The organism is Desulfurivibrio nitratireducens (assembly GCF_044068515.1).
In the GTDB taxonomy this organism is placed as follows: Bacteria; Desulfobacterota; Desulfobulbia; order Desulfobulbales; family Desulfurivibrionaceae; genus Desulfurivibrio.
Window position 1 is genome coordinate 74,711 of the sequence record NZ_JBIPKI010000004.1, and the last position, 23,957, is coordinate 98,667.

Sequence of the window (23,957 nt, forward strand, 5' to 3'; positions counted from 1 at the left end):
TTTTCCTTTGTCAAGCATGGCTCCGGGGTTTTTTTCGTTGTGGCGGGGAGATGTTCAGCTTATTATTTAAATCCTTGAAATAATGGTGTCTTTTTTCCAGTTGCGGTCATCGGGAAGGGGGTAATCGCTGATGTAATGGAGGCCGCGCGACTCTTTGCGGCTCAGGGCGCAGTGCACGATAAGCTGGGCCACCAGAGCGATATTTCGCAGTTCTACCAGGTCGGCGGTCAGGAGGTAGTCCCGGTAGTGACGGTCGACTTCGGCCAGCAGGGGTCCCAGCTGTTCCCGGATCAGGTTGAGTCTTTTTTCGCTGCGGACGATGCCGACATAATTCCACATCAGGCGGCGCAACTGGTCCCAGTTGTGGCTGATCAGGACCGCCTCGTCAATGGGCTCGGCCCGGTCGGCCAGCCAGGGACGGATGGGCGGCGGCTGCCAGTCGGCCAGCCCCGGCCAGTCGGCCTGGCACTGCTGCCAGGCCTGGTGGGCAAAGACCACCGCCTCCAGCAGCGAATTGCTGGCCAGGCGGTTGGCGCCGTGCAGGCCGGTACAGGCGGTTTCGCCCAGGGCGTAAAGGTTTTCCAGGTCGGTACGGCCCATCAGGTCGGTGAGGACACCGCCGCACATGTAATGGGCCGCCGGCACCACCGGTATCGGCTCACGGGTGATGTCGATCCCCAGCCCCAGGCAGGTTTGATAAATGGTGGGGAAACGTTTTTTGAGAAACTCCGCCGGCTGCTGGCTGATATCAAGGAAAACGCAATCATCGCCGCTGGCCTTCATTTCCAGGTCGATGGCCCGGGCCACCGTATCGCGTGTGGCCAGATCCCCCCGGGGGTCGTACTTGGTCATGAAGGCGCGGCCGCGGCGGTCGATCAGGCGCCCACCCTCCCCCCGGACCGCTTCGGAAATCAGGAAGTTTTTGACCTTGGGGTGATAGAGGCAGGTGGGGTGGAACTGGACGAACTCCAGGTTGGCGATCCGGGCGCCGGCCCGGTAGGCCATGGCAATGCCGTCGCCGGTGGCGATGTCGGGATTGGTGGTATAGAGGTAAACCTTGCCGGCCCCGCCGGTGCAAAGAACCGTGACCTTGGCGGTCCAGCTTTCCACCTTGCCGCTTTCCCGGTCGAGGACATAGGCTCCCAGGCAGCGGTCCCGGAAAGGGGGGCCGGCCGGTCGCTCGAGCGGAAATTCCTTGCTCGCGGCCTCACTCGGGGGCGTTGCCTCCCCTTGGGCCTTTGAGGCAATCAGCAAATCCACCGCCAGATGGTTCTCGAGAATGGTAATCGCCGGATCGGCGGCCGCTTTTTTGAGCAGACTTTCTTCGATGCTCTTGCCGGTGCGGTCGAAGGCGTGAGCGATCCGGCGAGCGGAATGGCCCCCTTCCCGGCCCAGGTCCAGCAAGGCTCCCGCCGGGGCGGTTCGCTGGAAATCAACGCCCAGGTCCATCAGTTCCCGGACCCTTTCCGGCCCGGTTTCCACCACCATGCGAACCACGTCCTCGTGGCAGAGGCCGGCGCCGGCATTGAGAGTGTCGGCGATATGGGCGGCAAAGGAGTCCTCGGGGGAGAGAACGGCCGCGATTCCTCCCTGGGCCAGGTTGGTGGCACTGTCCAGCCGGCGCTTCTTGGTGACCAGGGTGACCCGGCCCAGCCGGGCCACCTTCAGGGCAAAAGAGAGCCCGGAGATCCCGCTGCCGATGATGAGAAAATCCGTATGCTGTTCCAAGGCTTTGCTTTCCTCTGGCTTTCTGGTACGTTTGGACAAATATTCGCCGGCCCTGTCCCAAGGCCGGGGTCGGGGCGGAAGCCCGGAGCCCGGGCATTGCCCCGCGGTTTTACCCAGGAGTATTTTTCAACCTAAAACAAGGTTTGGGGTTATGAGTTACATCAAGCTGGTGGTCTTTGACTGCGACGGGGTCATGTTCGATTCGCGGCGGGCCAACCGGGAATATTACAACCAGATTCTGGCCCGGTTCGGCCGGCCGCCCATGGACAAGGACGAGCTTGATTATGTCCATATGCACCACGTCGAGGATTCCGTCCGCCATATCTTCCGCCTTTATCCCGAAGACCTGGCCGCCGCCGACCGCTACCGCCGGGAGCTGGACTACACCCCGTTTCTCCAATATATGCAGATGGAAGCGGATCTGCTGGAGTTTCTCGATTATCTGCGCCCGGAGCGCAAGACCGCGATCAGTACCAACCGGACCACCACCATGCCCATCGTGCTCGAGATGTTTGAGCTGGCCGCCTATTTCGACCAGGTGGTAACCGCCCGGGACGTAACCAATCCCAAGCCTCATCCCGAGGCCCTGGAAGTGATTATGCGGACCCTGGCTGTGAAGCCGGAACAAACGATCTATATTGGTGACTCCTCGGTGGATCGGGAGCACACCGCCGCCGCCGGGATTCCTCTGATCGCCTTTAAGAACCCCGGCCTGGAGGCGGAATATCACGTCAGCAGCTTTATGGAGATTATCGGGCTGCCGCCCTTCCGCCGCCCGGCCTGAAGAGCTTTGCCGCCCGGATTGCCGGGTCCGGCGCCGCCGGCCGGGTATGGCTTATTGTTGCTGCCGGTCGGGATTAAATGCAAGCAGAGAGTTTGTTTGCCGCCGAAACCGGTAACGGGGACAAAATCCCGGATTGCCCTGGATCGCAAAAGGCAAGGCGGCAACTAGCGAAACCAAATCCGCCGCCATCAAGGTTTTGGCGACGTTGATAAAATGGTTAACGGGGCGTAAGTGATGAAAATTGAAAATTCCCACTACCTTCTGGCCCTGGCGCCGGATCAGGACCATGCCGCCGATGCGGTCCGGCGCTTTTTCGCCCGGACCCAGCTGGTCCGTTACGATAAGGTGGATGTGGACCAGCAGGCCATACAGGCCGCCGACACCCCGGGTTTCTGGCCCAAGGTGGACGAGGCCCTGGCCCGCAACCGCCAGGTTCTGCAGGAGATCATCGAGGAGCTGAAAAAGTCCGGAATTCGTTCCCTCGATGATCTCGCCGGGTTGCCCCAGGGCTACCAGAGCAAGCTGGCCCATACCGCCACCCACCTGCTGGATGGCTTTTTCGGCATCGACAGCGTTTTTTACAGCCTGGTGGAGGATTCCCACTGGATTTCCGAGCCGCTGGGCCGGGAAATCCGCCGTAACCCGGAAGACTATTATCTGGTGCCGGTCAAGGCCGAACTCTTCTTTGCCAAACGCCAGCAACTGGTGAGCACCTTGCGCAGCTTCGAGTCGTAATCACGGCTGTTCGGGCGGCGGCTGGTTCAGCCAGGCTCTCCCCGCCCTTCGGCTAATCGTGATGGTGGTGTTGCTGATGACCGCCATGGGTCGGCCCCCCCGCCTTGATCAGGGCTTCGGAAAGCAGGCGGTCCGCGTCTTCCAGGAAATCGGCGGCCCGATCGATCAGGTTGGCTACTTCTTCCATGTTTTCATTGCGGGCGGTGGAGCTCCAGCGCCGTAACTCGGTGGCGTGCCCCTGGTTGTGTTCGATCCAGTGAGGCAAGAGCAGCCTTAGTTTTTCCCCCGTTTCTTTTTCCATAATTACGACCGATCCTTATCAGTTGGTGGTAAGAATGACCTTGCCGGCCAGAAAATCGATGCGGGCTACCTTAACCCCATCGACAACCTTGGGTTCTTCAAACAGGGTGCTGATTTTGACCCCGTTGTCTTCGACTTCCAGCAGGGTGGCGTTTTCCGCCACCAGTTCTTGCCGATCCTGCCGGCTCAGCATTACGCTCATCTGACACATTGTTCGGACCTCTGGTTATGGCGCCAACCGGCTCTGCCCCGGCCGGGAGCCGGTTTTTCGGATTTGTTGCAATACCGGGCGCAATTTATTTTAAGTTACTTTAAACAGGAATACAAAAAAGCCGCCGCCAGCGCAACTGCTACCCGCATGCAATTACTTGATTGGTCCAAAAGCCGGCGAATTTTAAACGCCGCCCGCGTAATCGCCGTGGTCGGCCTGTCGCCCAAACCGGCAAGGCCCAGCAACCAGGTGGCCCGTTATCTGCTGGGGCGGGGCTACCGGGTAATTCCGGTCAACCCCGGTCAGCAAACGATACTGGGCCTGCCCTGTTATCCCGACCTGGACAGCGCCGCCCGGGCCCTGACGGTCCGGATTGATCTGGTCAATATTTTCCGGCGCTCAGACCAGGTGCTGCCGGTGGTGACAGCGGCCATTGCCGTGGGGGCCGGGGCGGTCTGGATGCAGGAGGGGGTGATTAACCGGGAGGCTGCCCGGCTGGCCGAAGCCGCCGGTTTGGAGGTGGTCATGGATCAATGTATCAAGACCGTCGATGAACAGCTTTTCGGCCCCGGTTCCCCTCCTCCGACCGGCTGAGTTCAGGGGCTAACATTCCGCCCCGACGACATTTCTTGACTTTTCCGGGGTATTGGGCTAGAAATTCATGTTTTTGGCCGGTCGCCCCGGGAGCGTTCATCCGCTTTGGCCGGCGAAGGCCCTTGCCTTACTTTCAGGCCGACGCTTTGCAAGGAGCCTGGTCCTCGCCAGGACCGGGCTCTGGTTGTCAAGTTTATACCAATTTTCATCAGGAAGCCATTTTTATGCAAGCCCTGAAAGGCTTTAAGGATATTCTCCCCGACGAGGCCCTGCTCTGGCAGCGGGTGGAGGCTGTCGCCCGCGATGTTTTCCGCCGTTTCGGCTTCGAGGAAATCAAGGTGCCGATCCTCGAGAAAACCGGTCTGTTCGCCCGCTCCATCGGCGAAGCCACCGATATCGTCGAAAAGGAAATGTACACTTTCAGCGATCGCAACGGGGAGTCGCTGACCATGCGGCCCGAGGGTACCGCCCCGGTTTTGCGGGCCTTTATCGAACATGCCCTCCATTTGCGGCGCCCGATCAACCGGCTCTTCACGGTGGGGCCGATGTTTCGCCATGAGCGCCCCCAGAAGGGGCGCTTGCGCCAGTTTCACCAGCTCAGCGTGGAAGCCCTGGGGTCCGATCATCCCCGCCTGGATGCCGAAGTGATCGCCATGGCCCGGCAGATTCTGGTCGAGCTGGGGCTCTCGGCCGCCCTGCAGCTCAACTCCCTGGGCTGCCCGGCCTGCCGTCCGGCTTACCGGCAAAAGCTGATCGCTTTCCTCGGCGGCCACCGGGAGCAGCTTTGCGAGGATTGCCAGCGCCGCACCGAGAGCAACCCTCTCCGGGTCCTGGACTGCAAAAGCGACAACTGCCGCCGGCTCAACGCCGCCGCCCCCGCCATTCTCGACTCCCTTTGCCCGTCCTGCGCCGAACACCTGGCGGCGGTGCGCCGGGACTTGGACGCCCTCCAGATCCCCTACAGTCTCAATCCTTTCATGGTGCGCGGGCTCGATTACTACACCCGCACCACCTTTGAACTGCTCACCGATGCCCTCGGGGCCCAGAGCGCGGTGGGGGCCGGCGGTCGCTACGACGGCCTGGTCCGGCAGTTGGGCGGGCCGGATCTGCCGGGCATCGGTTTTGCCTTGGGCATGGAGCGGCTGGTTCTGTTGCTCCAGGAACAAAACGCTCTCCCCTCTTCCGGCCCCGATCTTTTTCTGGCCTGCCTGGGCGAGGTCGCCGGCGCTTACGGCTTCAAGCTGCTGGATCGTTGCCGGCTGGCCGGCCTCAGCGCCTTGATGGACGTCCAGGGCCGGGGCCTCAAAAGCCAGATGAAGCAGGCAGATCGCCTCAACGCCCGTTTCGTCCTGATCATCGGCGAGGCAGAGCTGGCCTCGGGCCAGGCGGTCTTGCGCAACCTGGTCAGCAAGGAGGAACGCCAAATTCCCCTGGCTGCTGAACTGACCGACCTGCTGCGGGTCGTGCGAGCCGACTAGCGCCTCCCGGCTACAAGGGGAAAAAAGCTGCCGGCCAAGGGCGAGCTTTGCCCGCTTATTATAACTTAACCCTACCGGAAAGGAGTCACCAACCATGGAATCCATGGGCAGTCTGCGACGCAGCCACCACTGCAATATTTTGAACCAGAGCAATATCGGCGAGGAAGTCACCCTGATGGGCTGGGTGCTGCGGCGCCGCGATCACGGCGGGGTTATCTTCATCGATCTCCGCGACCGCCGGGGCATTACCCAGGTGGTGTTCAACCCGGAAATCAATCCCGAGGTTCACGCCAAGGCCCACGGCCTCCGTAGTGAATGGGTTCTGGCGGTGCGGGGCCGGGTGCAGGCCCGGCCCGAGGGGATGGCCAACCCCAAGCTGGCCACCGGCGCCATCGAGATCATGGTCGGTGAGCTGCGGATTCTCAACCAGAGCCAGACCCCGCCCTTCCCGCTCGACGAGGATCTCGAGGTATCCGACAGCCTGCGCCTCAAATACCGCTACCTCGATCTGCGCCGCCCGGCCATGGCCCATAACCTGATCCTGCGCCATACCGCCTGCCAGGCCATTCGCAGCTACCTCAACGGCGAGGATTTTCTCGAGATCGAAACGCCGGTGCTGACCCGTTCCACCCCCGAGGGGGCCCGCGACTACCTGGTGCCCAGCCGGGTCAATCCCGGGCGCTTCTTTGCCTTGCCCCAGTCTCCCCAGCTTTTCAAGCAGTTGCTGATGGTGGCGGGGATGGATCGCTATTACCAGATCGTGCGCTGCTTCCGCGACGAGGATCTGCGCGCCGACCGCCAGCCCGAATTTACCCAGGTCGACCTGGAGCTTTCCTTCGTGGGGGAGGAAGAGGTCATGGGAGTCGCCGAAGGGATGATGAAGGCCCTCTTCCAGGCCACCCTGGGCCTGGAGCTGGCCCCCCCTTTTCCCCGGATGACCTATGCCGAGGCGCTGCAACGTTACGGGACCGACCGGCCTGACACCCGCTTCGGCCTGGAATTGGTGGACTTGACGGAAACGGTTCGCCATTGCGGCCTCAAGGTTTTCCGCGAGGTGGTGGAAAAAGGCGGGATGATCAAGAGCATCAACGCCCGGGGCTGTGCCGACTTTTCCCGCAAGGATCTCGACGATCTTACCGCCTATGTCGGCCAGTTCGGGGCCAAGGGGTTGGCCTGGGTCAAGATCAAGCCGGACGGTGACTGGCAGTCGCCTATTGCCAAGTTCTTCACCGAGGAGGAAAAACAGGCCATGGTGGCCGCCCTGAAGGCCGAAAGCGGCGATCTGCTGTTTTTCGTCGCCGATCAGCCCGCCATCGTCCACGGCGCCCTGGCTGAACTGCGGCTGGAGCTGGCCCGCCGCCTGGGCCTGACCGCCCGGGACCATTTTTCCTTTGTCTGGGTCACCGACTTCCCCCTGCTCGAGTACGACCAGGAGGCCAAGCGCCATGTCGCGGTCCATCACCCTTTCACCGCCCCCCACGAAGATGATCTGGCCCTGCTGGCCAGCGAGCCGGGCAAGGTTCGCAGCCGGGCTTACGACCTGGTGCTCAACGGCACCGAGATCGGCGGCGGCTCCATCCGCATTCATCGCAAGGACCTCCAGGAAAGGGTTTTTGCCGCCCTGGGCATCACTCCCGAGGAAGTCAGCGACAAATTCGACTTCCTGGTCCGGGCCCTGGAGCTGGGAGCCCCGCCCCACGGCGGCTTGGCCTTCGGCCTGGATCGGCTGATGATGATCATTGCCGGGCGCGACACCATCCGTGACGTGATCGCCTTTCCCAAGACCCAGAAGGCTACCTGTCCGCTCACCGAGGCCCCGGCTCCGGTGGCCCGGCGCCAGTTGACCGAACTGTATCTTCGCCCTGACTGGCAGGATGCAAAGCAAAAGAAGGAGTAAATTATGCCGGCAGTCTCTACCCTGCCCGAAGCGGTCCGTTTGCTGCTGGAGCCGGGGGCTTACCCCCATCCGGTGGAGCGGGTGGAATTGGTCCAGACCCATATATCCTATGTTTTCCTGGCCGGGGAATTTGTCTACAAGATGAAAAAACCGGTGAATTTCGGGTTTCTTGACTTCACCGAGTTGGAAAAGCGCCGCTATTTCTGCACCGAGGAGTTGCGGCTCAACCGGCGCCTCTGCCCCGAAATCTACCTGGAGGTCCTGAGCCTGAGCCGGGGGGATGATGGTTTGCTCAGCCTGGGCGGGGCCGGGGAGCCGGAGGAGTTTCTCGTCAAAATGGTGCGGCTGCCGGCCGCGGGCATGATGGCCGGCATGGTTGAACGGGGAGAATTATCCGAAAAACACCTCGATCTGATCGTTGATCGGCTGGTCCCCTTTTACCAGGCGGCGGCCGGCGGGCCGGAGATCAGGGCCTTGGGCAGCGCCGAGGCGGTGGCGGTCAACGTGCTGGAAAATTTCACCCAGACCGAAGGCTTTGTCGGTTGTCCGGCCTTGAGCCGGGCCCAGTTCGACCTGATCGGGGCCTATTCCCGGGATTTCCTCCAGCGGGAGCAGCTGTTTCGCCAGCGGCAGGAGGGCGGCCGGATTCGCGAGGGCCACGGTGACCTTTACTCGGCCAATATCTGTTTCAGCCCGACCGCGGTTTACATTTTCGACTGTATCGAATTCAACCAGCGCTTCCGTTGCTGCGACCAGGCCGGAGATATCGCGTTCCTGGCCATGGATCTGGATTTCCACGGCCTGGAGGACCTCTCCCGCTACTTTGTCGAGCAGTTTGCCGCCCGGTCCGATGATTCCGGCCTGATGACAATGCTGCCCTTCTATTGCTGCTACCGGGCTTATGTCCGGGGCAAGATCGGGCTCTTCACCGCCCATGCCCCGGAAGTCGATCCGGCCACCAAGGCCGGGGCCCTGGCCCAGGCCGGCCGTTATTTTGCCCTGGCGGAACGTTATGCCCGCGGCGCTTGATTCCCCCGTCCCATCGGCGACCGAACCCCGGCTCCAGGTCTTTTTCGGCTTGATCGCCACCGGCAAGAGCACCCTGGCCCGGGCCTGGGCGGCCCGCCACGGCCGGGAGTACTACAATTCCGATGTGGTGCGCAAGGAGTTGGCCGGCCTGGATGCCGCCACCCGCTGCCGGGAGGAGGCCGACCGGGGCATCTATACGCCCGAATTCAGCCGCCGCACCTATGCCGAACTGCTGCAGCGGGCCGCCGGCGATTTGCGGCGGGGCCGGGGGGTGGTCCTGGATGCATCCTATCTGGAGCGGGCCGAGCGTGATCGGGTCGCGGCCCTGGCCCAGACACTGGGGGTTCCGGTCGATTTTGTCCTCTGTGAATGCTCGGATGAGGTTAAACGGGAACGGCTGGCCATCCGGGCCCGGGACTCCCGGGCGGTTTCCGACGGCAGCTGGGCCATCTACCTGCGGCAGCGGGAAAAATTTCAACCGCCCACCGAACTGAAGCCCGAGCAGCTGGTGGTAATCGATACGGCCCGTCCCCTGGAGCAACTGCTCGCTGAACTTGCCCGCCTACTGGCTTGACTTCCAGCCGGGGCGGTAAAGGTTTCCGGGGGGTCTGAGGGGCCGGTTTCAGCCTTTTTTAAGGGAGCGAGATCTTCATGGCCAAGGCAAGGGCGCAACTGCTGATATCAGGAAGGGTGCAAGGCGTTTTTTACCGGGCCTTTACCGCCGAGAAGGCGGCTGAACTCGGCCTGCAGGGATGGGTCCGGAATACCCCGGCCGGCGAGGTTGAGGCGGTCATCGAAGGCGAAAGACTCGACCTGGAGCGGCTCCTGGCTTATCTGCGCCAGGGGCCCCCCGCGGCCCAGGTTAGCGGTATTGCCGTCCAGTGGCTGGACTACAGGGGAGAATTCGGCGACTTTGCGATCAGGTACTAGGTCAGGCCGAGCCGGCTGCCTGGCTTATTTGCGCAGCAGCCAGAGCAAAAGGGTCAGAGCCAACGAGAGCAGCAAGCCGGTGGTAAGCGGAAAATAGAGCCGGAAGTTTTCCCGCACGATGAAAAAATCGCCGGGCAGGCGGCCCAGGGGCAATCTGGCCAGCCAGGGCCAGAAAAGGCCGATCAGCAGTGCTGTCAAGCCCAGGACAATCAATGCTCGCTGCATCGTGTTGCTCGGCTGAGATTTGCCGGGACCCCGCCGGGAGCCTGACCCCTTGGCGGGGGTGCTGCCCGGCTCCGGAGCCTTAGCTGTTGAAATGACCGCCCTGCCCTGCTGGAGCCTCGCCGGCCGCCGGCGTCGGTCGGCGGTTTACCGCGATCATTTGCCCGGTTTGTCAGGATAAATCCCGCTTCCTGTCTACTTGCGGGCCTTGCAGCCGCCTCCGCATTTCCCGGCCGGGGCCGGAGCGGCGCTTTCGTCCTTGAGCATGCAGCCGCTTTCGCCGCACTGGGGGCATTTTTGGGGTTTGCAGCGGCCTTCCTTGGTGGCACCACATTTTTCACATTTAAACAGAGCCATCTTTTTCTCCTTCGATCTTGAGGGTAAGGTTTTGTTGCCGTCTTGCTGATTTCTCCATACGCCGCCCCCTTGCGCTGCTCCGGAAACCGATTAGGTGGAAGATCAAGGGAGCGAACTCTCGCCGGCTTGGGAATCAGGCGGCCCCGGCGGCAGAGGGCCTGCTTTGGGTATCATAGCCTTGAATTCCTCCCCCCGGCAACAATGAAATCCCACCCCGGTTGATTTATGGAGCCAAGCCGACCGTGCAGTCCTCTTTTCCCTGTGCTCGAGCTTTGCTCTGTGGTAATTTTCGATTTCAGGCCCCAATAACCCGGCAGCCCTTAGCACCGCTATCGTTTATGGTGGAGATTTTTATGCCCCTGCATCCGGAAAGACTGGCCGAAACCTTTGTCCGCCTATGTGAAATTGACAGTCCTTCCCGCCGGGAAGGACGCCTGGCGGTCTTTTTGAAAGGCCTTTTCGCCGCCGAATTCAATGCCGAGATCCTGGAGGACGATTCCGCCGGAGCAACCGGTTCCGACACCGGCAACCTGGTGGTCCGGATCGGCGGCCGGGATGGAATACGGCCGCCTTTTTTCTGCAACTGCCATTTGGACACCGTGGAGCCTTGCGCAGGCGTTAAGGTCCGGCGCATCGGCGATACCTTCACCAGTACCGGCCCCACAGTGCTGGGCGCCGATGACAAGGCCGGCATCGCCATGTTGATCGAAATGGCCCGCTGCCTAAAGGACGAGAGCCGCCTGCAGGTACCGCTGGAATTTGTCTTTACTACCTGCGAGGAAATCGGCCTGCTCGGAGCCAAACGGTTCGATTTTTCCCTGTTGCGGGCCTCCTCGGGTTACGCCCTCGACAGCGCCGGCATCGACCTGGCGGTAATCGCCGCCCCGGCGGCCAATCACTTCACCGCTCTGATTCAAGGCCTGGCCGCCCATGCCGGCCTCCACCCGGAGAACGGGATCAATGCCATCCAATTGGCGTCCCTGGCCGTGGCGGCGATTCCCCTGGGCCGCCTGGACAAGGACAGCACGGCCAATATCGGCCTTATTACAGGGGGTAAGGCGACTAATATCATTCCCGAGCAGGTGCGGATTGAAGGAGAGGTGCGCAGCCACAGTGCCAAGAAGCTGGCGCGCTATACCGCCGCCATTGAAGATGAATTCCGGCTGGCCATCGATCGGCATGGCGTTTTGCCCCGGGAAATTTCCGGTCCCGGGCGGCGCCGGGCCCAGCTTGAATTTCTGGTGGAGGAGCAGTTCCCGGCCATGGCCCTGGACCAGGATGATCCCGTGCTGCAGCGGCTCACTCGGGCCGCGGCGCTTTTGCGCCGCCAATTGCGCTTCACCGTGGCCGGCGGCGGCAGCGACGCCAATATCTTCAGCGCTCAGGGGCTGCCCACCGCCATTCTCGGCACCGGGATGACCGATGTTCACACCACCGAAGAGTCCATTACCCTGAAGGCCATGGTCAGGACCACTGAACTGTTGTTGGCCCTGGCCCGCCAGGACCCGGCATAATCACTGTTAGGAGGTTGCCGGTCCCCATGACCCGGCTCCGGCTGGCCGCGGTGTCCCGGCCTTTGTCGGCCCCCTTTAACTGAGGCGGTGTTGCTGCACATCAGCCGTTCCGTCCCCAGGTTCTCGCCCTTCAACGGCTGTGGCGAATTCGGCGCCGCCTCACATGCCCCTAGGTGTAAATAGCTGAAAAAGCGCTATTAATTCCCGTGTTTCACGTGAAACACCGTTGCGGTGGTGGTCCGGAGGCGGTAATTTGGTGGTTGCCAAAATCAGCCACAGGTGGGATATTCAGGCTGGCGTTTATGGGGACTGGTTTTGGTTTGGTGGCGGTGGTGTTGTACCATCGTCAATTTGTGAGGCCTGAGGGGGCGGGAGGCTTGGCATGAAAAGTGCGCAACAGGCCAAGGTGATTGCCTTGGCCAACCAGAAGGGCGGGGTCGGGAAAACCACCACGGCGATAAATTTGGCCGCTTCGCTGGCGACCCTGGGTAAGCGGGTGCTGGTGGTGGATTCGGATCCCCAGGGCAATGCCTCCAGCGGCCTGGGTTACCAGGAGATTCCGTCGTCCGGGGAGGGCGCCGCGGGGGTGCATCTCTATCATTGCCTGGTCGAGGGAGTGGCGGCGGCCGAGGCCATTGTTCCGGTGGCCGAGATGGCCGGCAAGCTTTCTCTGCTGCCCAGCCGGATCGACCTGATCGGGGTTGAGGTGGAGCTGATGGGGGCCAGCAAGCGTGAGCGGTACCTCGAGCAACTGCTGGCTCCGGTGCGGGCCGATTTCGATTTTGTCTTTATCGACTGCCCGCCTTCCCTGGGATTGCTGACCATCAATGCTTTGACCGCGGCCGATGCGGTGGTTATCCCCATGCAGTGCGAATATTTCGCCCTCGAGGGGTTGAGCCAGCTGGTCCGGACCATTCGCCTGGTGAAAAACTCCTACAACAACCGCCTGGTGATCGAGGGATTGCTGCTGACCATGTTCGACGGTCGCAACCGGTTGACCCACCAGGTGGCCGCCGAGGTCAACGAGCATTTCAAAGGCCGACTTTACCGGACCGTGATCCCGCGCAATGTCCGACTCAGCGAGGCCCCCAGCTATGGCCGGCCGGCCATCAGCTACGACCGGCGCTCCAGCGGCGCCATCAGCTATCTGCAGCTGGCCCGGGAGTTTTTGCGGCAGCAGAAGAAAAAAACGGCGGCCAGGGCCCCGGCCGCTCCAGCGCTTAACCGTGCGGCTAATAAAGGAGGGTCGAGCGAATCATGGTAAAAAGAAATCCTTTGGGCAAGGGACTGGGAGCCCTGTTGCCCTCATATGATGACAGCGGTGAGCGGGCTTATCTTATCTGCCCCCTCGATGCCATCGCTCCCAACCCGCGCCAGCCCCGGAAGCAGATGGACGATGGGGGGCTCGCGCAATTGGCCGAATCCATCCGGGAAAAGGGCGTTTTGCTTCCCCTGGTGGTCCGGCGACTGGACGATGATCGCTACGAGATTATTGCCGGGGAGCGGCGGTGGCGGGCCGCCGGCCTGGCCGGGCTTAGCGAGGTGCCGGTACTGGTCAAGGACGTTTCGCCCCAGGATCAACTGGAACTCGCCCTGGTGGAAAATATTCAACGCCAGGATCTTAATCCCCTGGAGGAAGCCGAGGCCTATCTCCGTCTGGTGCAGGAATTCGGTCTGACCCAGGAGGAAGTGGCTAAAAGGGTAGGCAAGGAGCGTTCCACCGTGGCCAATGCCCTGCGGATTAACCAGTTGCCTGAATTTGCCAAGGATGACCTGGCCACCGGCCGGCTCAGCATGGGCCATGCCCGGGTTTTGCTCGGGTTGGGCGAGGAAAGCCTGATGCGCGAGTTGCGGAATGAAATCGTCGCCAAGGGCCTGAGCGTCCGCCAGGCCGAAGAACTGGCCCGCCGGCGCAAAAACAGCCAGGGTGGCCGAGCTGGTGCCGGTCGGACCGGCACCCGAAAAAACCGCAATGGAATACCCGACTCTTATTGCCGAACCCTGACCAACGATCTCCATCGTCGCTTTGACACCAAGGTTCGAATTGTCCAGAACGGCGAGCGGGGAAGGGTGGAAATAGACTATTATTCCCCCGACGATCTGGAGCGGGTTATTGGTTTGATGTTGGCGACGGCCCCAGATTAAAGCGTCTCGAAGCAAAATCCGGCTATCCCGTTGCGGAAGGCCTACCACTGATCCTGAAGCTACCTGATTGCGGTGAATTAAGATGCCCGGACAGCTTTTAGCTGAAATTACGAAAAAAGAGAAGATTGCCAGCGATATTTTCCGGCTCACCCTGCAGGCTCCGGACATCGCGGCGGCCGCCAGGCCGGGCCAGTTTGTCATGCTGCGCTCCGGGCGCTCCTTGGATCCTCTGCTGAGCAGACCCTTTTCCCTGCACCAGGTCATGGCCGACGGCCAAATTCAGGTGCTGTTCAAGGTTATCGGCGAAGGAACCAGGCGCTTGGCGGCCCTCGAGCCCGGCGCCCAGGCCGGCGTAGTCGGCCCACTGGGACAGGGATTTTCCCTGGAAGCGCCGGCCGATAACGGCCGCTTCTGCCTGATCGGCGGCGGAATGGGGATCGCGCCGCTCTTTTTTCTGGCCCGGGAACTCCAGCGCCGGCAGCCTGCGGTGCCCTGCGATCTTTTTCTGGGAGCCCGAACTGCCAGGGAAGTCAGTCAATTAGCGGAAGAATTTCAGCTTCTAGGCCTTAAGCCCCAGGTGGCCACCGATGACGGTTCCCTGGGCTACGGCGGTCTGGTGCCGGAGTTGCTGGCGATCAGCCTGGCCAATCAAGATGGCCCCGGCCTGCGGGTTTATTGTTGCGGCCCCTGGCCGATGATGGCCGCGGTCGCCGCCTATTGCCGCCAGCGGGCCTGGGAGTGCCAGGTTTCCCTGGAAACCATGATGGCCTGCGGTATTTCGGCCTGCCTGGGGTGCGCCGTCCAAGGCAGCGCCGGCGGGGAAGATTATCTGCATGTCTGTAAGGACGGACCGGTGTTTGCCGCCGAAGATATTGCCTGGAGCCGGGAATAAAGCCCATGATGACCGCTGATCAAATTGATCTTAAGGTAAAAATCGGCAGTTTGGTGCTGCGCAATCCGGTCATGACCGCTTCCGGAACATTTGGTTATGGTCGAGAATTCAAAGACTTCGTTAACCTTCACCACCTGGGCGCGGTGGTGGTCAAAGGGATATCGCTACTGCCCCGGGCGGGCAATCCGCCGCCCCGGCTGGTGGAAACCCCGTGCGGAATGCTTAACGCCATCGGCCTGGAAAATGTCGGGGTGGAGCGCTTTTTGGTGGACAAACTACCTTGGTTGCGCAAACGGAAAACGACGGTGGTGGTCAATATTCTCGGCAACACGGTGGAGGAATACACCGCTCTGGCGGCCCGGCTGGATGGTGAGGACGGCGTCGCCGCCCTGGAGGTCAATATTTCCTGCCCCAATGTCAAGCAGGGCGGGGTGGCTTTCGGAACTGATCCCCGGATGGCCGCGGCGGTGACCCGCGCGGTGCGCAGGGCCACCGGACTGCCCCTGATTATCAAACTATCCCCCAATGTCAGCGACATCCAGGCCATGGCCCGGGCAGCGGCCGAAGAGGGCGCCGATGCCGTGTCCCTGATCAACACCCTGCTGGGGATGGCCATTGATCTGCGCACCCGGCGGCCGCGGCTGGCCAACGTGGTGGGCGGGCTTTCCGGGCCGGCCATCAAGCCGGTGGCCCTGCGGATGGTCTGGCAGGTAGCTCAAGCCGTGCGCATCCCGGTGATCGGGATTGGCGGCATTATGACCGCCGAGGACGCCCTGGAATTTATCGTTGCCGGAGCCCATGCCGTCCAGGTGGGCACCGCCAACTTCATCAACCCCGAGGCTGCCGGGGAAATCGTCGACGGGATCAGCAATTATCTCCAGGTGCAGAACATTGCCTCCCTCACCGAGCTGCGGGGATCGCTGCTTCTTGCCTGATCAGCCGCCCGGCCCGTCGGCCCTGTTGTTATGCCACCTGCCCATCAACAATTATCATGAACCAGCGGCCGGCCGCCGGGGCCGGGCTAATCCTTGCGCCACGAATTCCCGTCAAATCAAAAAAATTACCGCAGGCAAGCAATCGGTTATGAACAGCGCTAAAAAAATCCCTCTGCACATCGACTGGCAGCAGATCGACACCGTGCTCCTGGACATGGACGGCACTCTGCTGGACCGCCACTTTGATGATTACTTCTGGCATTGCTATGTGCCGGAAAATTACGCCCTGCTCCATGACCTGGAAATCGAAGAAGCGCGGCGGCGCCTGCGCAGCGCTTACGATAACCAGGAGGGAACCCTGGCCTGGACCAACCTGGATTACTGGTCCGAGCAGCTGGGGTTGGATATTCCCGAACTCAAGCGCCGGGTGGACGCCTTGGTCGACGTCCACCCCCATGTGGTGGACTTTTTAGAATTCTGTCGTAAAAACGATAAGATGATATATCTCGTGACCAACGCTCATCACAAAACCCTGGCCATCAAGATGGCCAAAGCCGCCCTCAATGGATACTGGGACCAGGCGGTCTGCGCCGAGCAAATCGGCCAGGCCAAGGAGGAAGCGGCCTTCTGGCCGCGTCTTGAGCGGCACCTGGGGTACGATAAACAGCGAACGCTGCTGGTCGATGATACTGAGCGGGTTTTGGACCAGGCAAACGCATACGGCCTCAAATACCTGGTCCATGTAGCCCGGGCCAGCAGCCGGGCTCCGCACCGGTTTTCCGCCAAATATCCTTCCATTGTCTTCTTCAACGAATTGATCTCCGGCTCAAGCCAGCAGCTTTAACCCTGACCTTCCGGTTTGCTTTGCAGGCGAAGGTTCCTGGGTCCGGGAGCAGGCGGCGATGCGCTTTGGGGCTACCGGCTTTTCCGGCGACGACCCCTTAAAGCAGTGCAAGCAACAGGGCAAAGCTTAGGCCTGGAGGAAGCGGCCAGGAAAGGGGACGAGGCTAGAAGGTCATCCGGATATGACTGCCGATGTGGTAAATGGCGTCGGGGTTCTGACCCCCGCTGGAGGAGAGGGGAGCGCCGTCGGATGCGCCATGCAGCTGCGGGATTGGCGGGGCGCCGGGGGGAGCATCGTCGATGCTGACATAGCCCAGGTGGGCTTCGTAAACCAGGTTGTCCAGCAACCTGTAGGTGGCGGCGATGTCCAGCCCCCAGCGCCGGCTCTGTTCAGTGAGGCCGGGGATTTTTTCGTCGCTGCCGCGATTGGTTTTGGCAACGCCCAAGGTGCCGCGCAGGTTGAGCTGCTGGGAGAGGTTATAGCCCAGGTAGAGGAATACCGCGCGTCCTTCATGGCCCCTTGCTTCAAGGGCCTGGTCCGGCCCGCCCAGAGGAGCGAAAATGTAGGCGGGATAAGGCAAAGATCCCCCGATGGTAGCGGCGGAGGAGCCTGCGTAACCGCTCTGGTAAGCATAGAGCAGGCCGGCATTCAAGGATTCGTGGCTCATTCCCGCTTCCAGGCTCAGGGACAGGCCTTGATCCTGGGCTTGGCCGGCAAAATAATTCAGGCTTTCATGCTCGCTGAGCCCGGAGGGGGCCAGGCGATTGGTGTCGATCCGGGTTGCCCCATAGTAGGAACCGTAACCCAGGCTGGCGACGCCGGTTGTGGTCGGCGGGCCGGGATAGCGGGCCAGGTATGAGGAGGTCAGGCCGTAATCACCCTCATCCGCCAGCGGGCCGGTGGTATAGTAACCGAGTGCGAAGCGGGAGGGCAGGGCCTGATCGGCCAGTGAGCTGCTTTGGTTTCCGAAGCCGGGCAGAAAACGGCTGAGCAGCGGGCCGGAGAAGAAACGCTCTCCTTTGCCGTCCCGGTCATCCGCCAGGGCGGATGAGGCCGGCGCCAGCAGGCAGGCGGCGCTGCTCAGTAGGGCTATGCCGAGGATTCGGAATTTCATGGTCGCTAAAATTAAACCTGAATGGGTTTATGTTCCTGAATTATCGTGGTTGACCCTTCGCCGGGCAGCAATTTTCTAATCAGATTATAATTAGTCTGTAATCCCGGGTCAAGCGGCTTTGCTGTAAAAGTACAATTTTTTTTACTTTATGGTGATGCAATGAGCAAATGAAGGCCGGGAACGGTTAGGACCACGCTTAACTCCCGCGGCGCCGCCACGGTCATTCTGGTGCGGGCGGGCCAGAACTTTCGGCCGGGCTTGCGCAATATCGCTGAGCGGTTATGCTATAATAAACCTGGAAAAAATGTGCGGTTGCGAGAGGTTTTCGCCCCGCTGACCGGCAACGCTTCTCTCTCTGTTGAAACTCAGGGAGCTGGAAAGCGGGGCGGCGAGCAAACAGCGGTTGCCCATTCTGCCTGCTGCCCGAAGCGGGGGCTCGATAGCGGCGAACCCGCTTACCGCTTGCCGCCGGAAAAAAGGAGTTTGCCTGTGTGTGGTATTTGCGGAGAAATCAGTTTTGGTCAGGCTAAGCCAACTGGTCAGACCCTGGAGAGGATGACCACGGCCATGGAGCGCCGGGGTCCCGACGGTTCGGGAATTATGGTCCAGAACCGGATGGCCTTCGGCCACTGCCGCTTAAAAATAATCGATCTTTCCGATCGTTCCCAGCAACCGATGCTGGACCCGGAACTGGGTCTCGGGATCGTTTTCAACGGGGCCATTTACAACTACCGGGAGCTGAAGCAGGAGCTGCAAACCCGAGGCTACCGTTTTTTTTCCGAAGGCGACACCGAGGTTCTGCTCAAGGCCTACCACGCCTGGGGCGAGAATTTTGTCGAGCGGCTAAGCGGGATGTTTGCCTTCGCTATCTGGGAGCGCGACAGTGGACGGGTGCTGCTGGGACGGGACCGGCTGGGCATCAAGCCCCTCTATCTCCAGGAAAGCCGGCAGGGCTTGCGCTTTGCCTCCTCGCTGCCGGCCCTGCTGGCCGCCGGCGATGTCGATACCAGCCTGGACCCGGCGGCCCTCCATCATTATCTCACCTTTCATGCCGTGGTTCCGGCCCCCCATACCATTCTGCGGGGGGTGCGCAAGCTGCCCCCCGCGACCCTGCTGCGGATCGAGGCCGACGGTTCCCGGCAAAGCCGCTGTTACTGGCAGCCCGATTTCACGCGCCGGCCCGGCGATGAGGAACGCTCCTTCAATGAATGGCAGGATCTGGTCCTGGAGTCTTTGCGCACCGCGGTCAAACGGCGCCTGATCGCCGACGTGCCGGTGGGGGTGCTGCTCTCCGGGGGGCTCGATTCCAGCCTGATTGTCGGCCTGCTGGCGGAAGCCGGCCAGCGGGATCTCAACACCTACTCGGTGGGTTTTGCCGGGGTCGGCGAGGAAAAAGGCGATGAGTTCAGCTATTCCGACCTGATCGCCGACCATTTTGCCACCCGCCACCACCGGATCTTTGTCGAAAACGCGGGCCTGCTGGACTCCCTGGCCGCGACGGTGGGGGCGATGAGCGAACCCATGGTCAGCCATGACGCCATCGGTTTTTTCCTGCTCTCCCAGGAGGTTGCCAAAACCATCAAGGTGGTCCAGAGCGGCCAGGGGGCCGACGAGGTCTTCGCCGGTTATCACTGGTATCCCAAGATGATGACCGCCGCCGCCCAGAGAGATCCGGTGGGGGCTTACGCCGCGGCCTTTTTCGACCGGGACCACAACGAAACGGCGGCGCTGGTGACCGCTCCGCAGCTGGAACGGGACTTCAGCCGGGAATTTGTCGCCGCCCATTTTGCCGCCGCCGGGGCCGCGGAGGCGGTGGACAAGGCCCTGCGCCTGGATACCACCATCATGCTGGTGGATGATCCGGTCAAACGGGTGGACAATATGACCATGGCCTGGGGCCTGGAGGCCCGGGTGCCTTTTCTCGATCACGATCTGGTGGAACTGGCCGCCCGGATTCCGGCCCGTCACAAGGTGGCGGAAGGGGGCAAGCATGTCCTCAAGGAGGCGGCCCGCCGGGTAATCCCCGCCGCGGTCATCGACCGGCCCAAAGGTTATTTCCCGGTGCCGGCCCTGAAATACATCCGGGGGGAGGTGCTCGACTTCGTCCGGGATATTCTCCACCAGCCCGCGGCCCAAAAGCGGGGGATCTTCAACCGCGACTATCTGGCCCAACTGCTGCAGGATCCCGAAGCCCATATCACCCCGCTCCGGGGATCCAAGCTCTGGCAGGTTGCCCTGCTGGAATACTGGCTGCAGCGGCACAATATCCAGTGAGGGATCATGGCGGCCCGGGGCGAACCCCAGGCCGGTCGGCTGGCCATAGGGCTGATTTAAGGCCGGTTTCACCTGGCCGGCGGCCGCCGGAGCCCCAAGCGGACCAACGGGAGGACCAACGGTGCCCAGGGATTTTCTGAAAAAACACCGCTTTGACAAGCTTCACTCCGCCACCGCCCGCAGCTGGGCGGAAATTTCCGAACAGGAAGCGGAAACCCTGCCGGAAAACGCCTGGGTCGACTGCGGCTGGGGCCGTTTGCTTTTTGCCCATACCTTCCGGTCGCCGGAAGCCCTGGTCAAGGCCCTGGGGGCGGAGGAGGAAGGAAGGCGCGATATAGCGCTCTATGTCCGGGACCCCCATGTGGTGGTGGCCCTGGCTCCCCAGGAGCTTTTTCTCGATCCCTCGGATACTTACCGTCTCTGGCTGGCCCAATACCGGCCCCTGGGTCAGCGCTCGCGGGGCTTCACGGTCCGCCGGCTGCGGACCCGGGCCGATGCCGCCGCCCTGAGCCGGGTCTGCGCCCGCTGCGGAATGGTCCCCCCCGACCCGGCCTTTGTCTGGAAGAACCGGACCTCGCGGCGCCTGATTTACCTGGTGGCCGAGGATACCGCCAGCGGCCGGATCGTCGGCTCGGTTACCGGGGTCGACCATACCCGGGTTTTCGCCGATCCCGAAAACGGCTCCAGTCTCTGGTGCCTGGCGGTGGACCCCCAGGCGCCCCATCCCGGCCTGGGCCAGGCCCTGATCAATCATCTGGCCCAATATTTTCACGTCCGGGGCCGGGCCTTCATGGATCTCTCCGTGCTCCACGACAACCACCAGGCCATCGCCCTTTATCGCAAGCTGGGATTTCAGCGGATTCCCGCCTTCTGCATCAAGCACAAGAATCCGATCAACGAGCCTCTTTTCACCGGACCGGTGCCCGGCGAGGATCTGCTCAATCCCTACGCCCTGATCATCATCCGGGAGGCCCGGCGCCGGGGAATCGGGGTGGAGGTGCTTGACGCCGAGGAAGGTTATTTTGCCCTGACCATGGGGGGGCGCCGGATCGTTTGCCGGGAGTCGCTTTCCGAGTTGACCACCGCCATCGCCATGAGCCGCTGCGCCGACAAGGGAGTCACCAGTCGGCTGTTGGCCCGGGCCGGCCTGCGGGTGCCCCGGCAGCAAGCGGCGGGCAGCGCCGCCGCCAACCGGGAGTTCCTGGACCGGCATGGGGCCCTGGTGGTCAAGCCGGCCCAGGGCGAACAGGGGCACAATGTCTTTGTTCGCCTGGAAAGTCCCGCCGAGGTGGAAAAGGCGGTGGCGGCCTGCGGTCGGGACGGAGACCGGGTGCTGCTGGAAGAGTTCTGCCCCGGGGAAGATTTAAGGGTGATCGTGATCAACTACAAGATGGTGGCGGCGGCCCTGCGCCGGCCGGCGATGGTGGTGGGCACCGGCGAACATACCATCAGCCAGCTGATCGCCAAGCAGTCGCGGCGGCGGGCAGCGGCCACCGGCGGCGAGAGCCGGATCCCCCTGGACGAGGAAACCCGGCGCTGCGTGCAGGCCGCCGGCTACACCCTGGAGCAGGCGCCCCCGGCCGGCGAGGAGATTCGGGTCCGCAATACCGCCAACCTCCATACCGGCGGAACCATTCATGACGTCACCGAGCAGCTCCATCCCGAGCTGGTCAAAGTGGCGGAAGAGGCCGCCCGGGTTCTGGCCATCCCGGTGGTGGGCCTGGACTTGATGGTAACGGCGGTGAACCGGCCGGATTACGTGATCATCGAGGCCAACGAGCGGCCCGGTCTGGCCAACCACGAACCCCAGCCCACGGCGGAAAGATTTGTCGATTTTCTCTTTCCCCAAACCGTTTAGGAATAAAAAATGACCGAAGTAAGCATCGACCGCCAGTACCTGCTGCGGATTCTCTACGACTTGCTGCAGATTCCCAGCCCTTCGGGGTTTACCAACGATATCGTCCACTTTGTCGGCGATGAGCTGAAGCGGCTGGAGATCCCCTTTGAAATCACCCGCCGGGGGGCGATCCGGGCCGACCTGCGGGGCCGGCGGCAAAGCCCGGACCGGGGGATTGTCGCCCATCTCGATACCATCGGCGCCATGGTCAAGCGTCTGAAAAGCAACGGCCGCCTGGCCCTGGTGCCCATCGGCCACTGGTCCAGCCGTTTCGCCGAAGGGGCCCGGGTCACGGTCTTCAGCGACCAGGGTCGGCGCTATCAGGGCACGGTTCTGCCCCTGAAGGCCTCGGGCCATACCTTTCAGCAGGAAGTCGATCTCCAGCCGGTGAGCTGGGACCAGGTGGAGTTGCGGCTGGATGAGCCCTGTGAAAACGAGGTCGATTTAAACCGCCTGGAGATTCATGTCGGGGACTATGTCGCGGTGGCTCCGGGCACCGAGATCATGGCCAATGGCTTTATCAATTCCCGTCACCTGGACGACAAGGCCGGGGTGGCGGCGGTGCTGGCGGCGACCAAAGCGGTGCTGGCCGCCGGGATCACCCTGCCGGTGGACTGCCACCTGCTGTTCACCATTTCCGAGGAGATCGGCTCCGGGGCCTCGGCGGTGCTCCACCGGGACGTGGCCGAGATGCTGACAGTGGACAACGCCACCCCGGCCAAGGGCCAGAACTCCCGGGAGTTCGGGGTGACCATCGCGATGATGGATTCCAGCGGACCCTTCGACTACCACCTGACCCACAAGCTGATCGATCTCTGCCACCAGAACCAGATTCCCCATCAGCGCGATATTTTCCGTTATTATCGCTGCGATTCGGCCTCGGCGGTGGAGGCGGGCAACGATATCCGCACCGCCCTGGTCAGCTTCGGGGTGGACAGCTCCCACGGCTACGAGCGCACCCATATCGACGCCCTGCTTTCCGTGGCCCGGCTCCTGAGCCACTACATGCAGAGCGCTCCCACCTTCCTGCGCGACAAGGATGAACTGGGGCCGCTGGAAAACTTTCCCGCTCTCGGCAGTTAGCTCAGCGGGCCCCGGGGTTTGGGCCGGTTAATTGAAGAGGGCCAGCAGGAACAGCGCCGCCATGACGCAGATGAAGAAAATGCCGACCTTGAAACAGACCATGGGATCTTCCGGTTCGTGGGCGTGGTGATCGTGTTCGGCCATGCTGTTGCCTCCTGGTTTGCGCTATTGGGCCTAGTATCGCCCTGGGAGAGAGGGACGTCGCCCGGCAAAGGCCTTTCAGGGCCGTTCAGGGCGCCGTTCGGGGTAGAGCCGGAGAATGTCGGCCTCGTCGGCCCGCATCACTCCCCGCTCGCTGATCAGGCCGCTGATCAGCCGGGCCGGGGTGACATCGAAGCCGGGGTTTGCCGCCGGGGTTTGCGGCGGGCAGATCAGCACCCGCTCTTCCCGCCCCGTTTCATTGAGCCCGGCGATATATCGTAATTCATCGCCGGACCGTTCTTCAATGGGAATTTCCTGGAAGCCGTCGGTAATTTGCCAGTCAAAGGTGGAGGAGGGCAGGGCGACGTAAAAGGGCACCCCGTTGTCCCGGGCCGCCAGGGCTTTCAGGTAAGTCCCGATCTTGTTGGCGACATCGCCCCGGCGGGTGGTGCGATCGGTGCCGACGATGACCAGGTCCACCCGGCCGTGCTGCATCAGGTGGCCGCCGGCATTATCGGTGATCAGGGTATGGGGCACTCCCTCGCCGGCCAGTTCCCAGGCGGTGAGTCGTGCTCCCTGGAGCCAGGGCCGGGTCTCATCCACCCAGACATGGACCGGAATGCCGGCCCGGTGGGCGGCGTAAATCGGGGCGGTGGCCGAGCCGTAATCGACAAAGGCCAGCCAGCCGGCATTGCAGTGAGTGAGGATATTGACCGGCTGCCCCCCTTTTTGCCGGCTGACCGCGGCGATCAGCTCCAGGCCGTGTTCACCGATCCGGCGGCAGGCCTCGGCATCCTCGTCGGCGATGGCCAGGGCGGTGGCCAGGGCGGCTTCCTGTTTGGCCGCCAGCCCT

At 62.2% G+C, this 23,957-nt stretch carries 24 protein-coding genes; 17 read left to right on the forward strand and 7 right to left on the reverse strand.

All coding sequences use genetic code 11. The features are described 5' to 3' along the window. Positions 1-66: 66 nt before the first annotated feature. Entirely contained in the window at positions 67-1,728 is a 1,662-nt protein-coding gene (nadB, locus tag ACHHTY_RS02930; RefSeq protein WP_395492562.1) for an L-aspartate oxidase, read from the reverse strand. A 151-nt stretch (positions 1,729-1,879) separates the two neighbouring features. Here nadB and ACHHTY_RS02935 point away from each other — a divergent pair, with 151 nt between their 5' ends. Together ACHHTY_RS02935 and ACHHTY_RS02940 are read left to right on the forward strand one after the other, a co-directional pair. Further along, a complete protein-coding gene (locus tag ACHHTY_RS02935; protein ID WP_395492563.1) occupies positions 1,880-2,512 on the forward strand; it encodes an HAD family hydrolase in 633 nt (210 codons plus the stop codon). A gap of 234 nt (positions 2,513-2,746) precedes the next feature. After that, the gene (locus ACHHTY_RS02940) at positions 2,747-3,247 is read left to right on the forward strand and encodes a hypothetical protein (RefSeq protein ID WP_395492564.1); all 501 of its coding nucleotides are present in this window, start codon (positions 2,747-2,749) and stop codon (positions 3,245-3,247) included. Between the two features lie 52 nt (positions 3,248-3,299). Here ACHHTY_RS02940 and ACHHTY_RS02945 read toward each other — a convergent pair whose 3' ends face one another. Further along, the gene (locus tag ACHHTY_RS02945) at positions 3,300-3,548 is read right to left on the reverse strand and encodes a hypothetical protein (protein ID WP_395492565.1); all 249 of its coding nucleotides are present in this window, start codon (positions 3,546-3,548) and stop codon (positions 3,300-3,302) included. Between the two features lie 18 nt (positions 3,549-3,566). Further along, on the reverse strand, positions 3,567-3,749 hold the full coding sequence (locus ACHHTY_RS02950; protein WP_395492566.1) for a CooT family nickel-binding protein: 183 nt from the start codon (positions 3,747-3,749) through the stop codon (positions 3,567-3,569). A gap of 156 nt (positions 3,750-3,905) precedes the next feature. Between ACHHTY_RS02950 and ACHHTY_RS02955 the strand changes: the two genes are divergently transcribed. The 6 genes from ACHHTY_RS02955 to ACHHTY_RS02980 all read left to right on the forward strand — a co-directional run bounded on the left by ACHHTY_RS02955 (position 3,906) and on the right by ACHHTY_RS02980 (position 9,686). Continuing rightward, positions 3,906-4,352 (forward strand): CoA-binding protein, encoded by a 447-nt coding sequence (locus tag ACHHTY_RS02955; protein WP_395492567.1) that lies wholly within the window; start codon positions 3,906-3,908, stop codon positions 4,350-4,352. 224 nt (positions 4,353-4,576) lie between these two features. Beyond that, the gene (hisS, locus tag ACHHTY_RS02960; RefSeq protein ID WP_395492568.1) at positions 4,577-5,830 is read left to right on the forward strand and encodes a histidine--tRNA ligase; all 1,254 of its coding nucleotides are present in this window, start codon (positions 4,577-4,579) and stop codon (positions 5,828-5,830) included. A gap of 94 nt (positions 5,831-5,924) precedes the next feature. Then, positions 5,925-7,727 (forward strand): aspartate--tRNA ligase, encoded by a 1,803-nt coding sequence (gene aspS / locus ACHHTY_RS02965; protein WP_395492569.1) that lies wholly within the window; start codon positions 5,925-5,927, stop codon positions 7,725-7,727. 3 nt (positions 7,728-7,730) lie between these two features. Beyond that, positions 7,731-8,756: a hypothetical protein gene (locus ACHHTY_RS02970; protein WP_395492570.1), complete on the forward strand. Its 1,026-nt coding sequence runs from the start codon at positions 7,731-7,733 to the stop codon at positions 8,754-8,756. After that, entirely contained in the window at positions 8,740-9,330 is a 591-nt protein-coding gene (locus ACHHTY_RS02975; protein WP_395492571.1) for a P-loop nucleotide/nucleoside kinase family protein, read from the forward strand. The genes ACHHTY_RS02970 and ACHHTY_RS02975 overlap by 17 nt, the downstream gene beginning before the upstream one ends. 77 nt (positions 9,331-9,407) lie before the next feature. Then, entirely contained in the window at positions 9,408-9,686 is a 279-nt protein-coding gene (locus ACHHTY_RS02980) for an acylphosphatase (RefSeq protein ID WP_395492572.1), read from the forward strand. 24 nt (positions 9,687-9,710) lie between these two features. Here ACHHTY_RS02980 and ACHHTY_RS02985 read toward each other — a convergent pair whose 3' ends face one another. Continuing rightward, a complete protein-coding gene (locus tag ACHHTY_RS02985) occupies positions 9,711-9,911 on the reverse strand; it encodes a DUF2905 domain-containing protein (protein WP_395492573.1) in 201 nt (66 codons plus the stop codon). Between the two features lie 192 nt (positions 9,912-10,103). Then, positions 10,104-10,265, reverse strand: a complete 162-nt coding sequence (locus ACHHTY_RS02990) for an RCKP-type rubredoxin-like domain-containing protein (RefSeq protein ID WP_395492574.1) — start codon at positions 10,263-10,265, stop codon at positions 10,104-10,106. A 353-nt stretch (positions 10,266-10,618) separates the two neighbouring features. On the opposite strand from ACHHTY_RS02990, the gene ACHHTY_RS02995 reads away from it, so the two are divergent. The 6 genes from ACHHTY_RS02995 to ACHHTY_RS03020 all read left to right on the forward strand — a co-directional run bounded on the left by ACHHTY_RS02995 (position 10,619) and on the right by ACHHTY_RS03020 (position 16,595). Further along, the gene (locus ACHHTY_RS02995; RefSeq protein ID WP_395492575.1) at positions 10,619-11,779 is read left to right on the forward strand and encodes a M20/M25/M40 family metallo-hydrolase; all 1,161 of its coding nucleotides are present in this window, start codon (positions 10,619-10,621) and stop codon (positions 11,777-11,779) included. Between the two features lie 382 nt (positions 11,780-12,161). Continuing rightward, on the forward strand, positions 12,162-13,043 hold the full coding sequence (locus ACHHTY_RS03000; protein ID WP_395492576.1) for a ParA family protein: 882 nt from the start codon (positions 12,162-12,164) through the stop codon (positions 13,041-13,043). Next, positions 13,037-13,924, forward strand: coding sequence for a ParB/RepB/Spo0J family partition protein (locus ACHHTY_RS03005; RefSeq protein WP_395492577.1), 888 nt, complete (start codon positions 13,037-13,039; stop codon positions 13,922-13,924). The genes ACHHTY_RS03000 and ACHHTY_RS03005 overlap by 7 nt, the downstream gene beginning before the upstream one ends. An 82-nt stretch (positions 13,925-14,006) precedes the next feature. Next, positions 14,007-14,816 carry a dihydroorotate dehydrogenase electron transfer subunit gene (locus ACHHTY_RS03010; RefSeq protein ID WP_395492578.1) on the forward strand — a complete coding sequence of 270 codons (810 nt, stop codon included), beginning with the start codon at positions 14,007-14,009 and terminating at the stop codon, positions 14,814-14,816. A 5-nt stretch (positions 14,817-14,821) separates the two neighbouring features. Next, positions 14,822-15,751: a dihydroorotate dehydrogenase gene (locus ACHHTY_RS03015; RefSeq protein WP_395492579.1), complete on the forward strand. Its 930-nt coding sequence runs from the start codon at positions 14,822-14,824 to the stop codon at positions 15,749-15,751. Between the two features lie 148 nt (positions 15,752-15,899). Next, positions 15,900-16,595 (forward strand): HAD-IA family hydrolase, encoded by a 696-nt coding sequence (locus ACHHTY_RS03020; protein WP_395492580.1) that lies wholly within the window; start codon positions 15,900-15,902, stop codon positions 16,593-16,595. Between the two features lie 163 nt (positions 16,596-16,758). On the opposite strand, the gene ACHHTY_RS03025 is transcribed toward ACHHTY_RS03020, so the two are convergent. Continuing rightward, complete coding sequence (locus ACHHTY_RS03025; protein WP_395492581.1) at positions 16,759-17,709, reverse strand: hypothetical protein; 951 nt, start codon at positions 17,707-17,709, stop codon at positions 16,759-16,761. A 489-nt stretch (positions 17,710-18,198) separates the two neighbouring features. Between ACHHTY_RS03025 and ACHHTY_RS03030 the strand changes: the two genes are divergently transcribed. The 3 genes from ACHHTY_RS03030 to ACHHTY_RS03040 all read left to right on the forward strand — a co-directional run bounded on the left by ACHHTY_RS03030 (position 18,199) and on the right by ACHHTY_RS03040 (position 22,963). Then, positions 18,199-19,983, forward strand: coding sequence for an N-acetylglutaminylglutamine amidotransferase (locus ACHHTY_RS03030; protein WP_395492582.1), 1,785 nt, complete (start codon positions 18,199-18,201; stop codon positions 19,981-19,983). A gap of 121 nt (positions 19,984-20,104) precedes the next feature. Further along, positions 20,105-21,841 carry an N-acetylglutaminylglutamine synthetase gene (gene ngg, locus ACHHTY_RS03035; RefSeq protein ID WP_395492583.1) on the forward strand — a complete coding sequence of 579 codons (1,737 nt, stop codon included), beginning with the start codon at positions 20,105-20,107 and terminating at the stop codon, positions 21,839-21,841. A 9-nt stretch (positions 21,842-21,850) separates the two neighbouring features. Then, positions 21,851-22,963, forward strand: coding sequence for an osmoprotectant NAGGN system M42 family peptidase (locus tag ACHHTY_RS03040; protein ID WP_395492584.1), 1,113 nt, complete (start codon positions 21,851-21,853; stop codon positions 22,961-22,963). Between the two features lie 219 nt (positions 22,964-23,182). Here ACHHTY_RS03040 and mtnA read toward each other — a convergent pair. After that, on the reverse strand, positions 23,183-23,957 hold a 775-nt coding region (mtnA, locus tag ACHHTY_RS03045; RefSeq protein WP_395492585.1), incomplete at its 5' end, for an S-methyl-5-thioribose-1-phosphate isomerase.

Bases quoted from the DNA above. Each gene is read 5' to 3' on its own strand.
- ACHHTY_RS02950 (WP_395492566.1), bottom strand. From the start codon at position 3,749: ATGAGCGTAATGCTGAGCCGGCAGGATCGGCAAGAACTGGTGGCGGAA.
- ACHHTY_RS03020 (WP_395492580.1), top strand. From the start codon at position 15,900: ATGAACAGCGCTAAAAAAATCCCTCTGCACATCGACTGGCAGCAGATC.
- ACHHTY_RS03015 (WP_395492579.1), top strand. From the start codon at position 14,822: ATGATGACCGCTGATCAAATTGATCTTAAGGTAAAAATCGGCAGTTTG.
- ACHHTY_RS02935 (WP_395492563.1), top strand. From the start codon at position 1,880: ATGAGTTACATCAAGCTGGTGGTCTTTGACTGCGACGGGGTCATGTTC.
- ACHHTY_RS03010 (WP_395492578.1), top strand. From the start codon at position 14,007: ATGCCCGGACAGCTTTTAGCTGAAATTACGAAAAAAGAGAAGATTGCC.
- ACHHTY_RS02955 (WP_395492567.1), top strand. From the start codon at position 3,906: ATGCAATTACTTGATTGGTCCAAAAGCCGGCGAATTTTAAACGCCGCC.
- ACHHTY_RS02985 (WP_395492573.1), bottom strand. From the start codon at position 9,911: ATGCAGCGAGCATTGATTGTCCTGGGCTTGACAGCACTGCTGATCGGC.
- ACHHTY_RS03025 (WP_395492581.1), bottom strand. From the start codon at position 17,709: ATGAAATTCCGAATCCTCGGCATAGCCCTACTGAGCAGCGCCGCCTGC.
- ACHHTY_RS02980 (WP_395492572.1), top strand. From the start codon at position 9,408: ATGGCCAAGGCAAGGGCGCAACTGCTGATATCAGGAAGGGTGCAAGGC.
- ACHHTY_RS02970 (WP_395492570.1), top strand. From the start codon at position 7,731: ATGCCGGCAGTCTCTACCCTGCCCGAAGCGGTCCGTTTGCTGCTGGAG.
- ACHHTY_RS02995 (WP_395492575.1), top strand. From the start codon at position 10,619: ATGCCCCTGCATCCGGAAAGACTGGCCGAAACCTTTGTCCGCCTATGT.
- aspS (WP_395492569.1), top strand. From the start codon at position 5,925: ATGGAATCCATGGGCAGTCTGCGACGCAGCCACCACTGCAATATTTTG.
- ACHHTY_RS03040 (WP_395492584.1), top strand. From the start codon at position 21,851: ATGACCGAAGTAAGCATCGACCGCCAGTACCTGCTGCGGATTCTCTAC.
- ACHHTY_RS03000 (WP_395492576.1), top strand. From the start codon at position 12,162: ATGAAAAGTGCGCAACAGGCCAAGGTGATTGCCTTGGCCAACCAGAAG.
- hisS (WP_395492568.1), top strand. From the start codon at position 4,577: ATGCAAGCCCTGAAAGGCTTTAAGGATATTCTCCCCGACGAGGCCCTG.
- ACHHTY_RS02940 (WP_395492564.1), top strand. From the start codon at position 2,747: ATGAAAATTGAAAATTCCCACTACCTTCTGGCCCTGGCGCCGGATCAG.
- ACHHTY_RS02975 (WP_395492571.1), top strand. From the start codon at position 8,740: ATGCCCGCGGCGCTTGATTCCCCCGTCCCATCGGCGACCGAACCCCGG.
- ACHHTY_RS02990 (WP_395492574.1), bottom strand. From the start codon at position 10,265: ATGGCTCTGTTTAAATGTGAAAAATGTGGTGCCACCAAGGAAGGCCGC.
- ACHHTY_RS03005 (WP_395492577.1), top strand. From the start codon at position 13,037: ATGGTAAAAAGAAATCCTTTGGGCAAGGGACTGGGAGCCCTGTTGCCC.
- ACHHTY_RS02945 (WP_395492565.1), bottom strand. From the start codon at position 3,548: ATGGAAAAAGAAACGGGGGAAAAACTAAGGCTGCTCTTGCCTCACTGG.